Annotated in this window: 18 protein-coding genes, 1 tRNA gene and 1 pseudogene; 6 read left to right on the top strand and 14 right to left on the bottom strand. The window is 66.1% G+C overall.

Going from position 1 to position 16,248, the window contains the following annotated elements; genetic code table 11:
- A pseudogene (locus tag U5914_RS16870) lies at positions 1–81 on the bottom strand (IS6 family transposase); the annotation flags it as partial.
- 117 nt (positions 82–198) lie between these two features.
- Here U5914_RS16870 and U5914_RS09850 point away from each other — a divergent pair.
- Positions 199–960: a nucleoside phosphorylase gene (locus tag U5914_RS09850; protein ID WP_336135585.1), complete on the top strand. Its 762-nt coding sequence runs from the start codon at positions 199–201 to the stop codon at positions 958–960.
- A 40-nt stretch (positions 961–1,000) separates the two neighbouring features.
- On the opposite strand, the gene U5914_RS09845 is transcribed toward U5914_RS09850, so the two are convergent.
- Together U5914_RS09845 and U5914_RS09840 are read right to left on the bottom strand one after the other, a co-directional pair.
- Positions 1,001–1,669, bottom strand: a complete 669-nt coding sequence (locus U5914_RS09845; RefSeq protein ID WP_336135584.1) for a ribonuclease HI — start codon at positions 1,667–1,669, stop codon at positions 1,001–1,003.
- A gap of 44 nt (positions 1,670–1,713) precedes the next feature.
- Positions 1,714–2,598 (bottom strand): ZIP family metal transporter, encoded by an 885-nt coding sequence (locus U5914_RS09840; protein WP_336135583.1) that lies wholly within the window; start codon positions 2,596–2,598, stop codon positions 1,714–1,716.
- A gap of 161 nt (positions 2,599–2,759) precedes the next feature.
- Here U5914_RS09840 and U5914_RS09835 point away from each other — a divergent pair, with 161 nt between their 5' ends.
- On the top strand, positions 2,760–3,125 hold the full coding sequence (locus U5914_RS09835; RefSeq protein WP_336135582.1) for a group I truncated hemoglobin: 366 nt from the start codon (positions 2,760–2,762) through the stop codon (positions 3,123–3,125).
- A 75-nt stretch (positions 3,126–3,200) separates the two neighbouring features.
- Here U5914_RS09835 and U5914_RS09830 read toward each other — a convergent pair whose 3' ends face one another.
- The 3 genes from U5914_RS09830 to U5914_RS09820 are packed head-to-tail and all read right to left on the bottom strand — an operon-like array spanning position 3,201 to position 5,955.
- Positions 3,201–4,184 carry a metal ABC transporter permease gene (locus U5914_RS09830; RefSeq protein WP_336135581.1) on the bottom strand — a complete coding sequence of 328 codons (984 nt, stop codon included), beginning with the start codon at positions 4,182–4,184 and terminating at the stop codon, positions 3,201–3,203.
- Positions 4,181–4,930, bottom strand: coding sequence for a metal ABC transporter ATP-binding protein (locus tag U5914_RS09825; protein WP_336135580.1), 750 nt, complete (start codon positions 4,928–4,930; stop codon positions 4,181–4,183). Before U5914_RS09825 ends, U5914_RS09830 begins: the two co-directional genes overlap by 4 nt.
- Positions 4,927–5,955 (bottom strand): metal ABC transporter substrate-binding protein, encoded by a 1,029-nt coding sequence (locus tag U5914_RS09820; protein WP_336135579.1) that lies wholly within the window; start codon positions 5,953–5,955, stop codon positions 4,927–4,929. The genes U5914_RS09825 and U5914_RS09820 overlap by 4 nt, the downstream gene beginning before the upstream one ends.
- Before the next feature lie 111 nt (positions 5,956–6,066).
- Between U5914_RS09820 and U5914_RS09815 the strand changes: the two genes are divergently transcribed.
- Both U5914_RS09815 and U5914_RS09810 read left to right on the top strand, forming a co-directional pair.
- On the top strand, positions 6,067–6,582 hold the full coding sequence (locus U5914_RS09815; protein ID WP_336135578.1) for a CBS domain-containing protein: 516 nt from the start codon (positions 6,067–6,069) through the stop codon (positions 6,580–6,582).
- Between the two features lie 67 nt (positions 6,583–6,649).
- Entirely contained in the window at positions 6,650–7,567 is a 918-nt protein-coding gene (locus tag U5914_RS09810) for a DMT family transporter (protein ID WP_336135577.1), read from the top strand.
- Here the strand turns inward: U5914_RS09810 and U5914_RS09805 are convergent, their stop codons facing one another.
- The 5 genes from U5914_RS09805 to U5914_RS09785 all read right to left on the bottom strand — a co-directional run bounded on the left by U5914_RS09805 (position 7,568) and on the right by U5914_RS09785 (position 10,426).
- The gene (locus U5914_RS09805) at positions 7,568–7,795 is read right to left on the bottom strand and encodes a DUF8028 family protein (protein ID WP_336135576.1); all 228 of its coding nucleotides are present in this window, start codon (positions 7,793–7,795) and stop codon (positions 7,568–7,570) included.
- Positions 7,796–7,961: 166 nt separating this feature from the next.
- Entirely contained in the window at positions 7,962–8,387 is a 426-nt protein-coding gene (locus U5914_RS09800) for a DUF8009 family protein (protein WP_336135575.1), read from the bottom strand.
- A gap of 153 nt (positions 8,388–8,540) precedes the next feature.
- Positions 8,541–8,957: an acyl-CoA thioesterase gene (locus tag U5914_RS09795; RefSeq protein WP_336135574.1), complete on the bottom strand. Its 417-nt coding sequence runs from the start codon at positions 8,955–8,957 to the stop codon at positions 8,541–8,543.
- 58 nt (positions 8,958–9,015) lie between these two features.
- Positions 9,016–10,071 (bottom strand): enolase-like domain-containing protein, encoded by a 1,056-nt coding sequence (locus U5914_RS09790; protein ID WP_336135573.1) that lies wholly within the window; start codon positions 10,069–10,071, stop codon positions 9,016–9,018.
- Between the two features lie 221 nt (positions 10,072–10,292).
- A tRNA-Met gene (locus U5914_RS09785) sits at positions 10,293–10,426 on the bottom strand.
- Positions 10,427–10,548: 122 nt separating this feature from the next.
- On the opposite strand from U5914_RS09785, the gene U5914_RS09780 reads away from it, so the two are divergent.
- Entirely contained in the window at positions 10,549–11,517 is a 969-nt protein-coding gene (locus U5914_RS09780) for a DUF7115 domain-containing protein (RefSeq protein WP_336135572.1), read from the top strand.
- Between the two features lie 15 nt (positions 11,518–11,532).
- Here U5914_RS09780 and U5914_RS09775 read toward each other — a convergent pair whose 3' ends face one another.
- Complete coding sequence (locus U5914_RS09775; protein WP_336135571.1) at positions 11,533–11,895, bottom strand: DUF5830 family protein; 363 nt, start codon at positions 11,893–11,895, stop codon at positions 11,533–11,535.
- Between the two features lie 82 nt (positions 11,896–11,977).
- Here U5914_RS09775 and U5914_RS09770 point away from each other — a divergent pair, with 82 nt between their 5' ends.
- Positions 11,978–12,631 (top strand): TVP38/TMEM64 family protein, encoded by a 654-nt coding sequence (locus tag U5914_RS09770; protein WP_336135570.1) that lies wholly within the window; start codon positions 11,978–11,980, stop codon positions 12,629–12,631.
- Here the strand turns inward: U5914_RS09770 and U5914_RS09765 are convergent.
- The gene (locus U5914_RS09765) at positions 12,628–12,753 is read right to left on the bottom strand and encodes an HVO_2523 family zinc finger protein (protein WP_336135569.1); all 126 of its coding nucleotides are present in this window, start codon (positions 12,751–12,753) and stop codon (positions 12,628–12,630) included. The two genes, U5914_RS09770 and U5914_RS09765, sit on opposite strands and share 4 nt — an antisense overlap.
- 133 nt (positions 12,754–12,886) lie before the next feature.
- Positions 12,887–16,030, bottom strand: a complete 3,144-nt coding sequence (locus U5914_RS09760; protein ID WP_336135568.1) for an adenosylcobalamin-dependent ribonucleoside-diphosphate reductase — start codon at positions 16,028–16,030, stop codon at positions 12,887–12,889.
- Positions 16,031–16,248 lie beyond the last annotated feature (218 nt).

Below are 16,248 nucleotides of genomic sequence, written 5' to 3'. Positions count from 1 at the left end.
CTGGCGGGGTGTCCGCTCGCGCTCAACAAACGCTAAGTCGATCCAGCCGGTATCACCGTCGAGGCGGTCGATTTCGACCATAGACCACTCGAAACACCGACCGCCTCGCTCTTAACTTAACAGCGCCTGTCGCTGGTCTCCCTAAAGCTATCTCACAAGCGCGGAGATGTTTTGATGGGGCGATACGAACACGGAGTCATGATTCCTAACTACGAGGACAAATACGACGCGGAAGCGGTGTTCTCACCGGAAGAAGTAGTCGGGATGGGTGGCGAGGGACTGCCGGACGTTCCTCCGGCCGTGATTCTCGGATACCAGCCGAAGCTCACGGAGTTCGTCGAACGGCGGGCCGACTCGCCGGTCCAGATAGTTCGTTCACAGGAGCTGTACCCGGTGACCGAGACGGTCGGGTACGTCCCCGTCCACGAGTGGGGCGTCGGTGCGCCGGTATCAGCGATGGCCACTGAGAACCTCATCGCAGCGGGCGCCGAAGCCATCGTCCTGTTGGGCGGTGGCGCGGGACTGCAGCCGGACCTCCCAGCCGACGCGGCCATCCTCCCCACCGATGTCATCAGAGACGAAGGGGTCTCCTACCACTATATCCCAGACGGGGAGTCGGTGACACCGACAGCCTCGCTCGTCGACGGCCTGGACGACGCCCTCTCGGAGGCGGGCTTCGACACACCGCGTGGGACGACGTGGACGACCAGCGCCTTCTACCGGGAGACGGTCCCCGAAATCAGGGCCTACGGCGACGACGGCGTCGTCACGGTGGACACGGAATCCGCAGCCATCTGGGCGGTGTGTCAGTACCGTGGCGTCGACACCGCTTCCGTCCACGAACTGGGTGGCGTTCTCACGCCCGAGGAGTGGCAGCCGGAAACCCAGCGTGACCGGGGCGTGACGGACATGTTCGACCCGACCGTCGCCGGCTTGGAAAGCTACGTGGCCGATACGTAGCGCCGCTGGAGAAGGGGAGAGTGGCCGAAACGTGGGCGCGTTAGTCGCTCGCGGATTCCCCGCCCGCCAGACTGCTGGAGCGGTCCCGGTCGGCGCGGGACGGCGGCGGGTAGCGGTCGTCGTCGGGCGCCCGCCAGCGCTCGTCGTCCCGGGGGAGGACACAGCGGTCCGGTTCGCGGTTGACGTGGGCGTACTCCTCGGGCGTGTTGGCGAGGGGGTGGGCGGGGTTCTCGCCGCTGTCGATGCGGGCCGCACGGAGTTCGTCGAACCCGGCGACGCGAGCGCGGATGCCGCGCCAGTGGTAGGCGGTTTCGGACGGAACGCGAACGGGGTACGGCGGGCGGGCGCCGGGTTGCTGGCCGGCGAGCATGACCCGGTTGACGTTCGCCGCGAGGTCGTCGTGGTCTATGAGGACGCCGACGCGGGCGTTGTCGGGCGCGCGGTTGGCGAGTACGTCGAGGCCGAGGTGGAGCGCCCGATACTCGGCGACGTTGTTGTCCGGGACGGAATCGGGCACCGAGAGGCGGGCGACGCGCTCGCCGTCTCGGGTCTCGATAACGACACCCAACCCTCCGCGGTCGTCGGAGCGATAGGAACCGTCCGTCGCGAGATAGAAATCGCGGCGGTGTGTGCGCGGAGGATGCGCGATGTGGGGGGTCGGTGAGTCGTCGAACAGGTTGCGCAAGACCGGCCGGCAGTACGCGGCCATATGCGGGGTAGGGGACGCGGCCCATATAAATCTCCGGGCGGGAATCAGGCGACGACCTGTGACCACGCGAGAACGACGACGATTCCGCCGACGACCGCGCTGATGGCGGCGTGGGTTCGCAGTCGGTCCTGAAGTTGGTGGAGGTCGCCGTCGAATTCGGCGTCGGTCGGACACGTCTCGCTTCCGGCGGTACACTCCGGCAGGAGGTCGATGGCGACGTGCAGGAACACGCCGGCCGCGACGCCGAATAGCAGCCCTCGAACCGCGGTCGACGGAGCGAAGCCGACGATACCGACGGGCAGCGCGACGAGTCCGACGGCCGCCGCGGGCAACAGGAGCACGACGGCGGAGTGTCCATTGTCGACGAGACGGCGCGCGGCCGCGTAGCCCGCGGGTGCCTTGTGCGAAACGAGGACGACCCCGAGGACCGACGTGAGTGAGGGCATCGCGGTGTATATCGCGCCGATGATCGCGCCCGCGGAGACGGCGTGGACCGTCAACTCCGCCGCCGTGTGGTCGACCGGCAATTCGAGGTGTGTGAGCCGGTGGCCGAGCGTGTGGCCGACGTAGCCGGCGAGGAAGCCGCCGGCGATGCCGAGGCTCCCGAACTGGCCGTGCTGGTCGAGCGCCTGTGGCACCAGAAAGACCGCGGTGCTGGTGACCATCGCCCCGCTGGCCAGCCCGTATCCCCACACCGGTTCGAGTGGGTGGTTCGTCGCCGCTGTACGCGCGCCCAGCGGTGCCCCGATGGCCATCGCTCCGAACGCGAACCAGGAGACGGCCAGCAGTTTCCACGTGACGCCCACCGCCAAGGCGAGAGCGGAAAGCGCCACCAGTGCAACGAGGCCGCCGAGACCGATGGCTAGCCCGCCGGCGTTCTCCCGGACGCGGCTCGATTCTATCGACGAGGTGGTAGGTTCTCCAGTCACTACGATGTATTAATAATACATACACATTGATTATTAAGACTTTCGGGAGGGGTTCGCCGTGCCGGTGTATCGTGGGCTCGCTGGCGGTAGACTGTCTTAAACGGTCGTCCGAATATGTTCTTTCAGAGGGGTCTTATGGCGTCGAACTCCTCGATTCGATGATGTCTGAGGCTCAGTCGATATATGCGAGAATCGGCGGTCAGGAAGCCGTCGAGGCCGTTGTATCGGATTTCTACGACCGCGTCTTCGATGACCCGCTTCTCGAACCGTACTTCGAGGATACCGACCGCGAAGCACTGTACGCCCATCAGGTTCAGTTCATCAGTTCCGTCGCCGGCGGCCCCGTCTCCTACGACGGCGCCGACATGCAGCAGGCCCACGAGGGGATGGGAATCACCGAGGAGGCCTTCGGTCGCGTTGCGACCTATCTCGAGGATGCACTCAGAGAAAACGACGTCCCCGAGGACGACGTCGACGCGATTCTCAAGGAGGTCGGCGCGCTCGAACCCGACGTCGTCGCACAATAGTCGACACCCCCTCGGAGCGTTCGAATCGCAGGAATCAGAGCGAAGCCCCACGCCCGCACCGATGCCGAACAGTTCTCAGTCGGCGGGGTCCTCGATAGGGTCGTCGGCTGTGGCGACCTCGCTGCTCCTGCGGCGGTCGCGGAGTTTGCCGGCGAGGACGGCGACGATGTAGATGCCGACTGCGACGAGGACGATGGTCCCGCCGGCAGTCGTCTCGTACTGATACGAGAGCGTGATACCGGTCAAGACGGCCAGTTCGGCCAGTACGACCGAGGCGAGGAGTGCAGTGCTGAATCCGCGAGCCAGTTGTGCGGCGGCGGCGACGGGCACCACGAGCATCGCGGCGACGAGGATGACGCCCATGATCTGCATCGCGCCGACGACGACCATCGCGGTCAACATGGCCATCACGCGATTGTACCACGGGACGTTGACGCCGGCGACCCGGGCGGCCGTCTCGTCGAAGGTGACGTAGACCAGTTGCTTGTAGGTGGTCGCGACGACGCCGACGATGACCGCAAAGAGGACGACGAGGATGGCGGCGTTCTCCCGGGAGACCGTCGAGAGGTTCCCGAAGAGGTACTGGTTGACGCCGACCGCGAGTCCGCCCGCGTTGATACTTATAAGGACCGCGCCGAGGGCAAAGCCCGTCGAGAGGACGATGGCCATCGAGACGTCGTTGTAGGCGTCGGTCACCTCGGAGATGAGTTCGATGGCCAGCGCCGCTATCATGGCGACGATGACGGCCGTGATGTACGGCGAGATGCCCGCATCGAAGACTGCATTTATAAACAGACCGACGGCGACGCCGGCGAAGGCGGTGTGCGCCAGCGCGTCACCGATGAGGGAGAGTTGACGGTGGACGAGGAAGGTGCCGATGAGCGGCGCCATCACGCCGATGAGCAGGCCGACGAGGAAGGCCCGGTGCATGAACGAGTAATCGAACATGCCGATGCCGAGCAACTCCCCGAGAAGCGACAACAGGTCGCTCCAGCGGTCGATGAGCCAGCCGAGCGGCGCCACCTGCAGGACGAGCGCGCTGGCGCCGAGGGCGGTCATCGGGAGACCTCCGCAGTCGGTCGGATTCGCGTCCCGTAGGCGCGTTCGAGGGCGTCGGCTTCGAGGAAGTCATCGGGCGGGCCGTCGAAGTAGAGTTCGCGGTTCAGACAGACCACTCGCGAGGCGTGTTCGACGACGGCACCGATGTCGTGTTCGACCAGCAGGACGGTGATGCCCTCGTCGTTGAGCGAATCCAGCAACTCGAAGAACGCCTCGACGGATTCGGCGTCGACGCCGACGGTCGGTTCGTCGAGGACGAGGAGTTCGGCTTCGGCCGCGAGCGCGCGGGCGATGTAGGCCCGCTGGCGCTGGCCGCCGGAGAGTTTCGTGATTCGGCGGTCGGCGAGGTGGTCGATGCCGACCGTCCGGAGGGCCTCGCGGGCGCGTTCGCGGTCCCCGCCCGTGATGCGGCCGAAGCCCGCGTGAGGGTATCGACCCATGAGGACGACTTCGGCGACGGTAATCGGCATGCCCTTCGTATCGCCGGTGACGTCCTGTGCGACGTAGCCGACGCGCTCGCGGTTCTCGAAGGCGCGGGCGGGCGCACCGAGCAGTTCGACGCTACCAGCGTCGGGTTCCAGCAGGCCGAGGATCAGCTTCAGGAGCGTGCTCTTGCCGGAGCCGTTGGGACCGACGATGCCGACGTATTCGCCCGAATCGACGTCGAGGGAGACGTCCTCGACGACGGGATGGGCGGTGTAGCCGAAGGTGACGCCGTCGACGGCGACGAGTGTCTCGTCGGTCATTCGAAGTTCCGCCACTCCTCGCCGAGGCTCGTTTCGTCGGGGGCGGCGGCCCCGAAGATGACACGGAACGTCTCCATGTTGATGTTGCGCGCGATATCGGTGTACCCCCAGCCACGGTCGACCCATGCCTCGGTCGTTCCCGCATAGGGCGTGACCGGGTAGTAGGCCTCGACGCGAGTGTCGGAGACGAGCTGTCGGGCGGGTCGTCGCGGTTCGAACACCGCGGCGCCGATATACCGGATGTCGTAGTCGTCGATGGTCTCGCGGGCCCGCTGCATGTCGGCCGGCCGGACGTCGTCGCTGGCCGCGAGGTTCGTCACGAGCGGTTCGATGGTCGCGCCGTAGCGTTCGCTGACGTACTGGAAGGCGTTGTGGGCCGCGAGGAAGGCCACCTCTCGGTCGGCCGCCTCGAAGAGCGTTTCCCACTCGTCGTCGATGGCGTCGAGGTCGGCCCGGACCGCCTCGCCGTTTTCGGCGAGTGCATCCGCGTGGTCCGGCACGACGTCGGCGAGGCCTCCGACGATGTTGTCGACGGACTGCTTGGCCCGCTGTGGGTCCAGCCAGAAGTGGGGGTCCCGGCCGTCGGCGACCTCCTCGTCCTCGTCGAGGCCGGCACCGAGCGGGAGGAGGTCGACCCCCTCGCGAACGTTGAGAAGGTCGGTCTCGGCCCCGTCGTCCTTGACGGTCTGGATGGCCCGGTCGGCCCACGGCTGGAAGTCGGGCCCGACGTGGAGGAACGCCTCGGCATCGATGATGTCGCGAGTGATGGATGGGTCCGGCTCCCAGCCGTGGCCGTGCAGTCCCGTCGGAACGAGGTTCCGAATGGTCACCGGCGTTCCCTCGGCGACCTGCCGAGCGAAGTCGTAGAAGGTAAAAAACGACGCGACGGCGACGGGCCCGTCGTCGGTCGAGGCGTCCGCAGACCCCCCGAGACAGCCGGCCGAACCGAGGGCGCCGAGACTCCCGAGGCCGGCCAGGACCGACCGACGTGAAACCCGCATACCACTCGCACAGTTCGTCGTCATTACGTGATAATGTACTGTCGAAGTATATAATTGCTTGTATCTAAGCTAAAGATTAGACTACTCTAATCCACGACCCGAACGCCTACCTTGGAGGCCCGCCAACGGGCGGATATGGTCACTGCACGCGACATCATGACCCGCGAGGTCGAGACCGTCTCACCGGACGACGACGTGAGCGACGTTCTCACGCGACTCGCCCGGGCCGATTTCAACGGCTTTCCCGTCACCGAGGACGGCCTCGTCGTCGGCATCGTCACACAGGGCGACCTCGTGGACCTCTTTCAGCCCTCCGACCGGACGCTGTGGATTCCCATCGGCTTTCCGCCGTTCCTCGAGTCGCTCACCTACGGCGTCGACCTCTCGTGGGACGAACTCGACGTGGGACTGGACCTCGCGCGCAATGCGGGCCGCCCCATTAGCGAGGTGATGACCGAGGAGGTCGTCACCGTCGGCCCGAAGACCGACATCGACGAGATACTCGCGCTCATCGCCGACGAGACCCGGGACATCAACCGCCTGCCCGTCGTCGACGAGGCCGGCGCCCTGATGGGCATCATCGCCCGGCAGGACGTCCTGCGGACCCTCAAGGAGGAACGCGACGCCGAGGCCAGCGAACGGCAGGACTGACCGGCCCGTTCCCCGCGCCGATATCCGGAGACGAAACCTTGAGGCAACCCCCGTTCGGAGTTCCGCCGTGCGCTATCGCAACCTCCTGTTGTTCTGTGCGCTGGCGGCGGTGTGGGGGTCGGCCTTCATGGCCATCAAGGCCGGACTCGGTAGTGCCGCCGCGCCCGCGTACTTCTACGATGCTCCCGTGTTGTTCGCCGCGGTCCGCTACGACGTCGCCGGCGCCATCATGCTCGGCTACGCCGCGTGGGTCACCGACCGGTGGCGGCCGCGAACCCGCCCGGAGTGGCTCGTCGTCGGCATCGGCGCCGTCTTCCTCATCGCCGGCTATCACGCCCTGCTGTTCGTCGGCGAACTCGGCACGACCAGCGCCGCCGCCGCGGTCATCGTCTCGCTGTCGCCCGTCCTGACGACCGCCTTCGCCCGCGCGTTCCTCCCGGAGGAACGACTCACCGTCGTCGGCCTCGTCGGGATGGCGCTGGGACTGGTCGGCGTCGTCATTCTCTCTCGGCCCGACCCCAGCAATCTCGTGGGCTCTCGGTTCGAGGCGCTCGTCTTCGGCGCCGCGCTCTGTTTCGCCCTCGGAAGCGTCCTCACCCGACGGTTCGAGACGGACCTCCCCATCGAGACGATGGAAGCGTGGTCGATGGTCGGCGGCGCCCTCCTGATGCACGGCATCAGCCTCGGCCTGCAGGAATCGGTCGAGGGGCTGCCGCCCCTCCGAGAGACCGTCGCGCTCGTCTATCTCGCCATCGTCGCCAGCGCCGCCGGCTTCCTCATCTACTTCGACCTGCTGGACCGACTCGGCCCCATCGAAATCAACCTCGTCTCCTACGTCGCCCCGATATTCGCGGCGCTGACGGGCTTTCTCTTCCTCGGCGAGGTCATCGACGCGCCGACGGTCGTCGGCTTTCTCGTCATCCTCGCCGGCTTTCTCCTCATCAAGCGGCGCGCGATTCGCGAGGAACTGGCCCGGCGGCGGTAATCACGTTCCGTAGTCGTGGCCGACGAACAGCGCGAGGACGTTTCCGGCGATGAACCCGGCGAAAAGCGCGTAATCCGCGTTCGTATCGAGGCCGCTCGCGAGTAAGCCGAGCGTACAGAAGGGCAACAACACCGCCGCCCAGAAGGCACCGGCCCTGAGATGCCGCCGCAACGAGGACCGCTCCCCCGTCGACACGGCGGATTCGTTCGCGGGAGTGGAGGGACTCATTACGACTGGCTTATCTCGGAGTAAGCCCTAATAACTGCGAGAGCGTTCGGCACGTTTCAGGCCGTTTCACGGAGTAGGCGTCTACTACCCGACGTTTTATTATCCGGTCAAAAACAGCCAGAGGTTTCATGCGGGCTGGAACACCCCGTATCAGTCCTCATCCGCCTCAGCCGAGCGGCGCGACCCGGACCTCGTGTGGCCCCTCGGGCGTCTCGATGGTCACTCGCTCCCGAAGCCGCTCGCGGACGGCCGCTCGCCACTCGTCGACCGCCGCCTCGTGTCGTTTCCGGTGTTCTGCCCGGCTGTATTCGGTTTCGGGGTCGGCCCGAATCTCGTCTTCCGTGTCGTCGGCGCTCGGAAAGGCCGGCACCGATTCGACGAGTTCCGACGGCTGGATGTGGACCGGCTTCGGCGTCCCGTAGTCGCCTTCGGTCCCCGCGCGATGAATCCGGGCGCGCATCCGGCCGCTGAACGGCGGCGTCACGCGAAGGACCGCACCCGCCTCGCGCCGCTGGTTGGCCTCGATGGCGGCCACCACGTCGTCGACCGTAACGGCGATGGCTCGAATCGCCGATGGGTCCTCCGAGGTCACGTTCGATACAGCGTGGGCCACCCGCTTGATACTGCCGGCTGTACTTCCGTGAGTATCATTTCGAGAGCTTCGTCAGTAGACAGTCCGAAGCCCGGGGTTCCGGACGTCCATTCGTCAAATAGGTACAGCCGGCAGTATGAGACTACCGCCCGATTACAGTCCAGGCTCGAACTCGCGGAACCGCTCGCGCCACGCCTCAGGAACCGGCTGGGTGCTCTCGCCGTCCCCATCCAGTACGACCTGTACCGTCGTTCCGGTCGCGGCCGGCTCCTCGTCGTCGCCCGCGTAGACGCGGTAGCCGAGGCTGAAACTCGACTCGCCGACCTCGGTGACGCCGACCTCGACGCGGACGTACTCGTCGGCGTGAACGACGGGCCGCCGGAAGTCGAGGTTGATGTTGGCGAGTACCATCTCCCACTCGTCGAAGGTCATGTCGATTACCTCCTCGACGTACTCGATGCGGGCCTGCTCGATGTAGGAGCTGTAGACGGCGTTGTTGACGTGGGCGAGGGCGTCCATGTCGCGATACCGGACCGTCATCTCGACCTCGAACCGGAACTCCTGATCCATACCGGTGTCGCGGCCCTCTCCGCGAAGGGCGTTTCGCTTCGGGCGAACGCCACGGCCGTCAGGGTTTCCACGCGATTCCCCGCCGTTCCTTGGGCGGGGCCAGCGGACTCGACGGGAGGTCCGGCCGTGGTTCGGGGTCGTTGTATCCGCCCGGCGCCACGTCGTTGGGCGCGTCGGGATAGAACAGCGACGCCAGCGCCTGTATGTGCGCGCGCCCGACGTCGAGTTCGAACTGACCGCCACCGTAGCACCGGATTCCTCGGTCCCGAGCGTACTCGATTGTCGCCAGCACCGACCGCACCGACCCGAACCGGGAGGGCTTGACGTTGAGCCAGTTCGGCTCCCACGGCAGCGCCTCGACGCTGTCGACGCTCGTTATCGGATAGTCCCACGAGATTCGGTCGCCGGCGGCCTCGATTATCGGTCGCGTCTCGTCGGTGAGGTCGGGGTCCTCGATGACCGCCTCCGGGAAGGCCTCGACGACCAACTCGTAGAGGTCCGGGTCACCCGACTGGTCGACGTCGGTGCCCTCGTACTGGCCCTTGAGGTCGAGAATCCGGACCGCATCCGTCTCGGCGAGTCGGTCGACGAGCTCCGGCGTCCACTCGTCGGTCGGGTCGAGTTTGAATTCGAGGGCCGAATCGAGCCCCAGCAGCGTCTCGATTCGGTCGAAGGTCGGCGGCTCGCCGAGGCGCGTGCTCACGACGAACCGGACCGGGTCGTAGGCCCGACCCAGCGCCTCTCCGAGGGTGGTCTCTGCCTGCTTCAACGCGAGGTCGAGCGCCGCGCTCTCGAAGGCCCAGCGGCGATAGTTCCGAAACGTCGACTGCCCGGGGTCGCCCGCCGGAAAGAGGTCCCACTCGCCGACGGCCGTCGAGAACTCGTCGAAGGAATACTCGCCCGCCAGCGACGGGAGTTCGGCGTCCTCGTGGAGGCGGTAGTGGTCCTCGCTCTCGTAGGTGACGTCCTCGCCGTAGCCCGTCTCGCCGGCGCCGTGGAGTTCGACGACCGTCGTGGTCCGAGTGAAATCGCTCGACGTCTCGCGTTCCCGAAGCGAGAGCCGACACTCCTCGATTGCGACCGGCAAGTTCGAGATGGAATCGTACAGCGACACGGACGGTAATCGCGCGCCGCGGTCTTGGTCGTTCCGCCGGGATAGCGCTGTCGCTGGCCGGCTCGTAGTTCGCTTAGAAGTATGCCCGGGGAGGACCTCCGAACTACGCCGAGACGTGCTCGTTCGCTTCGCTCACTCCGCGGCGACTCGTCTACTTCGGAGCCCTCGGGGCAATTCTCACAGCGCTGCCGCTCACTACGTTCGCGGCGTCTGTGAGAATATGCCCGGGGAGGGCTCCGAACCCTCGATCTCCGCATGTCCCAGGAACGAGGCGCAGGCAACGCCTCGGGACATCGCGGTTGCCGCCTCGTTAACCCTATGAGTGCGGCGCTATGTCCAGCTAAGCCACCCGGGCTCGTTTTTGGGTTACCGGTTGGCACCCTTCAACCTTCCTATCTCCGTCGGTCGATTCGGTCCGCCAGCACACCCCACGACCCGACCCATCGTTTTATAGCCCGCAACGAACACACCGCAGGCATGGACGAACTTCCGGAACGGCTGGTCGAGGCCGTCGGCGACGCGACGGCCATCGAACTCATCGACATCGGCGGTGGCGACATCGTCGCCGTCACCCGAGCGGCGACGTACTGCTACCGCTCCGAAGGGCTGCTATCCGACGAAACCGTCGACCGATTCACCCACGATATCGAGCGGATGAGCGTCGATGCCGGCCGTCGAAAGACGACGGTTCGCTTCGAGACTATCGACGGCGAGCAGAGCCTCACCGTTCCCGGCGGCGTAGCCGACGAGGTCATCGAAGCCGTCCTGAAAGGCGTTCTCCGAACGACCGACGTCGTCGACGACGACGAGACCATCCAGTCGCTGTTCCGCTTCAGCGAACTCACGCTGGCCGTGACCGACCACCAGCTCCTGAAACACGTCGGCGGCGCCGTCTGGAACGACGACTACGAGGCCTTCCCCTACGAGGAGTTGACCGACCTCGATTTCGAGGAGGGCAGCGTCGCAACGCAGGTCATCGTCGAGGTCGGCGGCCGCCGCCAGCGCGTGAAGGTGCCGAACGAACACGCCGGCCGCGTCCGGCAGGAGGTCCAAAGCGCCGTCTTCGAGTACCACGACGTCTCCTCGCTGGGCGGCCTTCGCGCGGAGGTCCGCGAGGAGGAAGCAGGCGAGGACGGCGAGGAAAGCGAGGCGACGACCGACGAGGAAAGCGAACCCGTCGAGTCCGAGTCGGCCTCCATCGCCGATACGGGTTGGTCGCCGCCCGCCGACCAGGACGTGACCAGCGGCGCCCGGGACGATTCCAGCATCGACGAAAGCACCTCCGAGTCGGCGACCGACGCCGGAGCCGACGGCGAGACCGACATCGACGCGCTGGCCGAACAGGTCGAGGAACTGACTCGAACGGTCGAACGGCAGAGCGAACTCATCGAGGCCCAACAGGAGACCATGGAGAAGTTGGTCGACGAACTCCGCCGCGGCCGATAAGCCGTCGCCGGTAGTCTATTCTCGCCCGGTCACTTTCCGGATGCACGACGACCCGAACGGTCCGTGCTCGCCAGCCTCCAGTTTCATGAAGTAGCCCGTCGAGATGGAGGCGCCACAGCGCCGACACTCGAAGTCGCCGTCCCGGGAGACGACCTCGCTTTCGAAGCCGAGGAACTGCCCGCCCGCCGGCTTGACGGTATCGCCCTCGCGGGTGATGTGGCCGCGCTTTTCGGCCTCCTCGAGGATGGCGCGGGTCGTCTCCGGATGGGTCGTAATCGTCTCGATGCGGTCGATGACCTCCGCGAGCGATAGCTCCGCGTGTTCGAGGCGAGCGAGCAGTTGCACGCCGAGTTCGACCGGGTCCGCCGTCTCGTCCACACCGGATTCTCGATTCGAGCCAGTAAAAATGGCCGGGTCAGCCCACCACAAGAGGTTTGTCGGATGGGTGGCTTGCTCCGACGTGAACCGCGCGACCGCTCGTCAACTGGCTGGCATCGGCGTCGTCGTCGCCATCGCCGGCGTCGTCGCCCTGTCGACCTCCCCGTCGGCGCTTTTCGCCCACGCGGAGGCGCTGGCGGCCCGCCCGGCCCTCCTCGCGCTCGCGCTCGTCGGCCTGTATCTCGTCCGGCCGGTGCTCGCGTGGCCGATAAGCGCCCTCTCGATTCTGCTCGGCTACCTCTTCGGCCCCGTCGCCATTCCCGTCGCGCTCGGCGGCGCCGTCCTGACGGCCCTGCCGGCCTACACGCTCGCGCGCCATCTCGGTCACGACGCCGGGATGCTCTCCCGCGTCGGCGACGCCGGAAACGTCGTCCGGAAGACCACCGGCGACCTCCGGGGCATCATCGCGGTCCGACTCGCGCCGCTGCCGACCGACCCCGTCTCCTACGCCGCCGGCCTCGCCGGCGTCCCGCTGCGACCCTACGTCCTCGGGACGGCCCTCGGCGAATCGCCGTGGGTCGTGACGGCGGTCCTGCTGGGGGCGTCGATGGGCGAGTTGACGGCCGCAGGAGCCTCGGCCGACCCGCTGTTGCTCGTCACCGCCGTCGCCCTCGCGGCCCTGCTCGCGCTGTCCGGGCCGGCCTATCGCCGCGTCGTCGGGAACGCCGGGGCCTAATAAAAGGTATCCGCACAATCGTAGACGACGCCGTGTTGCGGGCAGACGTACTTGCAATGCCGCTCGTACATCGGCCGCTCGCACATCGGACACGGCCGGCCGCCCGTATCGCCGTCGCTCATACACGGACGGTCGGAACGTGGGCGAATAAGCCTATCTCACTCGTGAGCGAGACTCACGGGTCGTACACGCCCGGTAACAATATAAAAAGGCGGTCGAACAGCCGATTTCGCGTCGATTAGATTCCGAACGCCGTTAGCACTCGGACCAGCCGCAGGACTCGCAGGTCTTGCAGCCTTCCGAGTAGTACAGCGTCATGCTGCTACATTCGGGACATTCGGGGGACTCGCCGGATTCGATGACCGACTGGGTGTCCCCGGTGTCGTCGTTCGGCGACTCTGCGGAGGCAGAGCCGGACGCGGAGACGGCGCCGCCGTCGGTTTCGGGCGCCGTCGCGTCACGCTCGGCTTCCTCGCGCTCTTCGACCTGCTGGGCGGTCTGGTCGAGGGTGGCCTGGTCGGGGTAGGCCTTGTCGACCTCGCCGTCGAGGTAGCGGCGCATCGCGGTGCCGATGGCGTCCGGGATGGAGTTGATCTGCTCGCCCTTGTCCCACGCGACCTTCGGCGAGCGGATGCCCTGCAGTTCGTCGGCGATCTCCTCGGGGTCGACGCCCGAACGGAGCGCCGTCGAGATGGTCTTCGCGAGCGCCTCGGTGAAGGAAGCGGTGAAGCCGCCGGAGTTGCCGATGTTGGCGAAGAGTTCGAACGGCCGACCCGTCTCGGGGTCCTCGTTGATGTTGACGTAGAGTTTCCCGTAGCCGGTGTCGATGCGCTGGGTGACGCCGTGGAGGACGTCGGGCCGCGGACGCTTCTTGCCGAGGTCGACCTCCATGTCCAGCAGGTTCTCGACGTCCGTTTCGAGGGCCGCGGCGACCTCCTCGCTGTCGAGGAAGCCCTCGATGTCGCCGAAGATTTCCTGAATGTTCTCGACGATGGCTTCGGCGGCCTCGGCCTCGTCCATGTCGGAGAACTCGGCGTTCTTGGCGCGGGTGGTCAGCACCTGCTTCGAGCGGGTGCCGTCGCGGTAGTAGGTGACGCCCTTGCCGCCGTGTTCGTAGATGTACTCGAAGACCTCCTTGGCGTCCTCGACGGTCGAGTCGTTGGGCGCGTTGACCGTCTTCGAGATGGCGGAGTCGACGCCCTCCTGACAGGCGACCTGCACGCCGGCGTGCTGCTTCGCCGAGAGGTCGCCGGTGACGACGAAGAGTTCGCCGATGGCGTCCGGGACGGTGTCGAGGCCGTCGATGCCGTCGAACTCGTTGTTGGCCATCTGTTCCTGTGCCTCCTTCTTGACGGCCTCGACGTCGAGGCCGTTCTCCTCGAGCACGCGGAGGAAGTAGTCGTCGAACTCGACGAGCATCTCGTCGCCCTGCACGTCGTCGGAGACGTTCTTGTAGTAGGCGACGTTGTAAATCGGCTCGCAGCCGCCGGTCGTGTTGCCGACCATCGAGGTGGTGCCGGTCGGGGCGATGGTCGTCGTGTTGTGGTTCCGGATGGGGAAGCCCTCGGCCCAGTCGTCGGCATCGAGGCCGGTCTGCTTCTCGAACCACTCGCGGTATTCGGTGGGGTTCGCGTACTTCGATTTGTCCCACTCGTCGAAGCTGCCGCGCTCCTCGGCGAGTTCGTGGGAGGCCGACTTCGAGCCGTGGTTGATGTGCCGCATCACCTGTCGGGCGACCTCGTTGCCCTCGTCGCTGCCGTACTTGATGCCGAGTTGGATGTACAGTTGAGCCAGCCCCATGACGCCGAGGCCGATCTTCCGCATCTCGCGGACCTTCTCCTCGATTTTCGGGACCGGGAAGTCCGACATCGTGACGACGTTCTCGAGGAAGCGCGTGCCCATCTCGATGCGGTGGTCGAACTCGTCCCAGTCGACGGCCTCCTCGAGGAACGCCGCGACGGCGTCCTCCTCGGAGTCGAACTCGTCGCCGTGGCGCTCGTTCCAGACCCGCCAGTCCGGCGAGTCCTCTGCCGCCAGCGTCGAGAGATTGATGTGACCGAGGTTACAGGCCTCGTACTCCTCGAGGGGCTGTTCGCCGCAGGGGTTGGTCGCGAGGATGCGGTGGTCGGGGTGTTCCTCGACGTCGAAGGAGTGTTCCTTGTTGATGCGTTCGAGGTAGACGACGCCGGGTTCGCCGTTCTCGTGGGCGCCCTCGACGATGTGTTCCCACAACTCCTCGGCGGGAACGGAGAGTTCCTCGCCGACCTCGACGTACTCGCCCATGTCGAACATCTCGTAGAGTTCCTTCGTCTCGGGCGTCGCGACGTGGGATTCACCGGTTCGCGGATTGGTGAAGGTGAAGTCCTCGCCGTTCTCGACGGCCTCCATGAAGTCGTCGGTGATGCCGACGGAGATGTTGAAGTTCGAGAGGTGGCCCTCGACGGCGTTCCGGAGGTGCTTGGGAACGCGTCCCTCGTCGTCGATGAGTTCGCGGGCCTCCTCCAGCGCCTCCGCGAAGGAGTTGTGTGTGAAGTCGTCGGGGTCGTTCAGTCGCAGCGTCTCCGCCAGCGAGACGTCCTTGTTCTTCGCGTGGAGGAACTGGATGACGTCCGGATGGGAGACCCGCATGACGCCCATCTGCGCCCCGCGCCGGGCGCCGCCCTGGGCGATAGTCTCGCACATCTGGTCGTAGGTCCGCATGAACGTGATGGGCCCCGAGGCGATGCCGCCGGTCGAGCCGACCGCGTCGCCGTAGGGGCGGAGTCGCCAGAACGCATACCCCATGCCACCGCCGGACTGGAAGACCTGCGCGGCCTCCTTTGCCGTCTGGTGGATGTCGTCGATGTCGTCCTTCGGGGAGTCGACGAAACATGCCGACAGCTGCTGGAGTTCGTCGCCGGCGTTCATCAGCGTCGGCGAGTTCGGCATGAACGCGAGCCGTTCCATCAGGTCCTGGAACTCGTCGGCGGTCTCCTCGACGTGTTCGCGGATGTCGTCGGGGAGTTCGGGAACGAGCGTCTCGTAGGCGAACTTGTTGACGTTATAGATGGAGAGCGTCGTCTCGGCGTCGTCCTCGGCGGTGACGCCCGTGCCGAAGACCTCCGCGGCGAGTTCGTCGCGCCGCGGGTGGTCGGGCTTGAGCTGCTCGGGCGTGACCGTAACGTCGACGCCCTGTTTTTCGGACTCGAAGACCGCCTCGGCCAGAGCGATGTTCTTGGCGACGCGGTCGAAGAGGTCCTCCTGCTGTTCGATGGGTTCGCCGTCGGCGTCCTTCCGCAGATAGCGGGCCGGCAGAATGTTGTGATAGGCGTTGCCCGTGAGGCGCTCTTCGAGGGTATCGCCCTCGGTGCGCTTGACGGGGAGTGTAATCTCGTCCGCGGAGAGGTCGGCCCCGGACATTACTCGGCCCTCCGGTGACGAGCGGCATGTTCCCCTACGATTCCTCGGCTAACGAAAGTGATGGCGCGGGTCATCTATGACGGAGTTTTCGTACTGTGGGATGCCCAATAACCCTTGGCATCTCGGAAGGGTTCTTGTCGAGATTCCGATACATATCGTGGGCACTCGTTGTTTCCCGTTTCGACGGCCATGCGCGTGCCCCTGCGCGTACGACCTGT

Source organism: Natronomonas amylolytica (assembly GCF_037031205.1).
GTDB lineage: Archaea > Halobacteriota > Halobacteria > Halobacteriales > Haloarculaceae > Natronomonas > Natronomonas amylolytica.
Note: the sequence above shows the minus strand (reverse complement) of the source record. Positions and strands in the feature narration are given on the sequence as shown.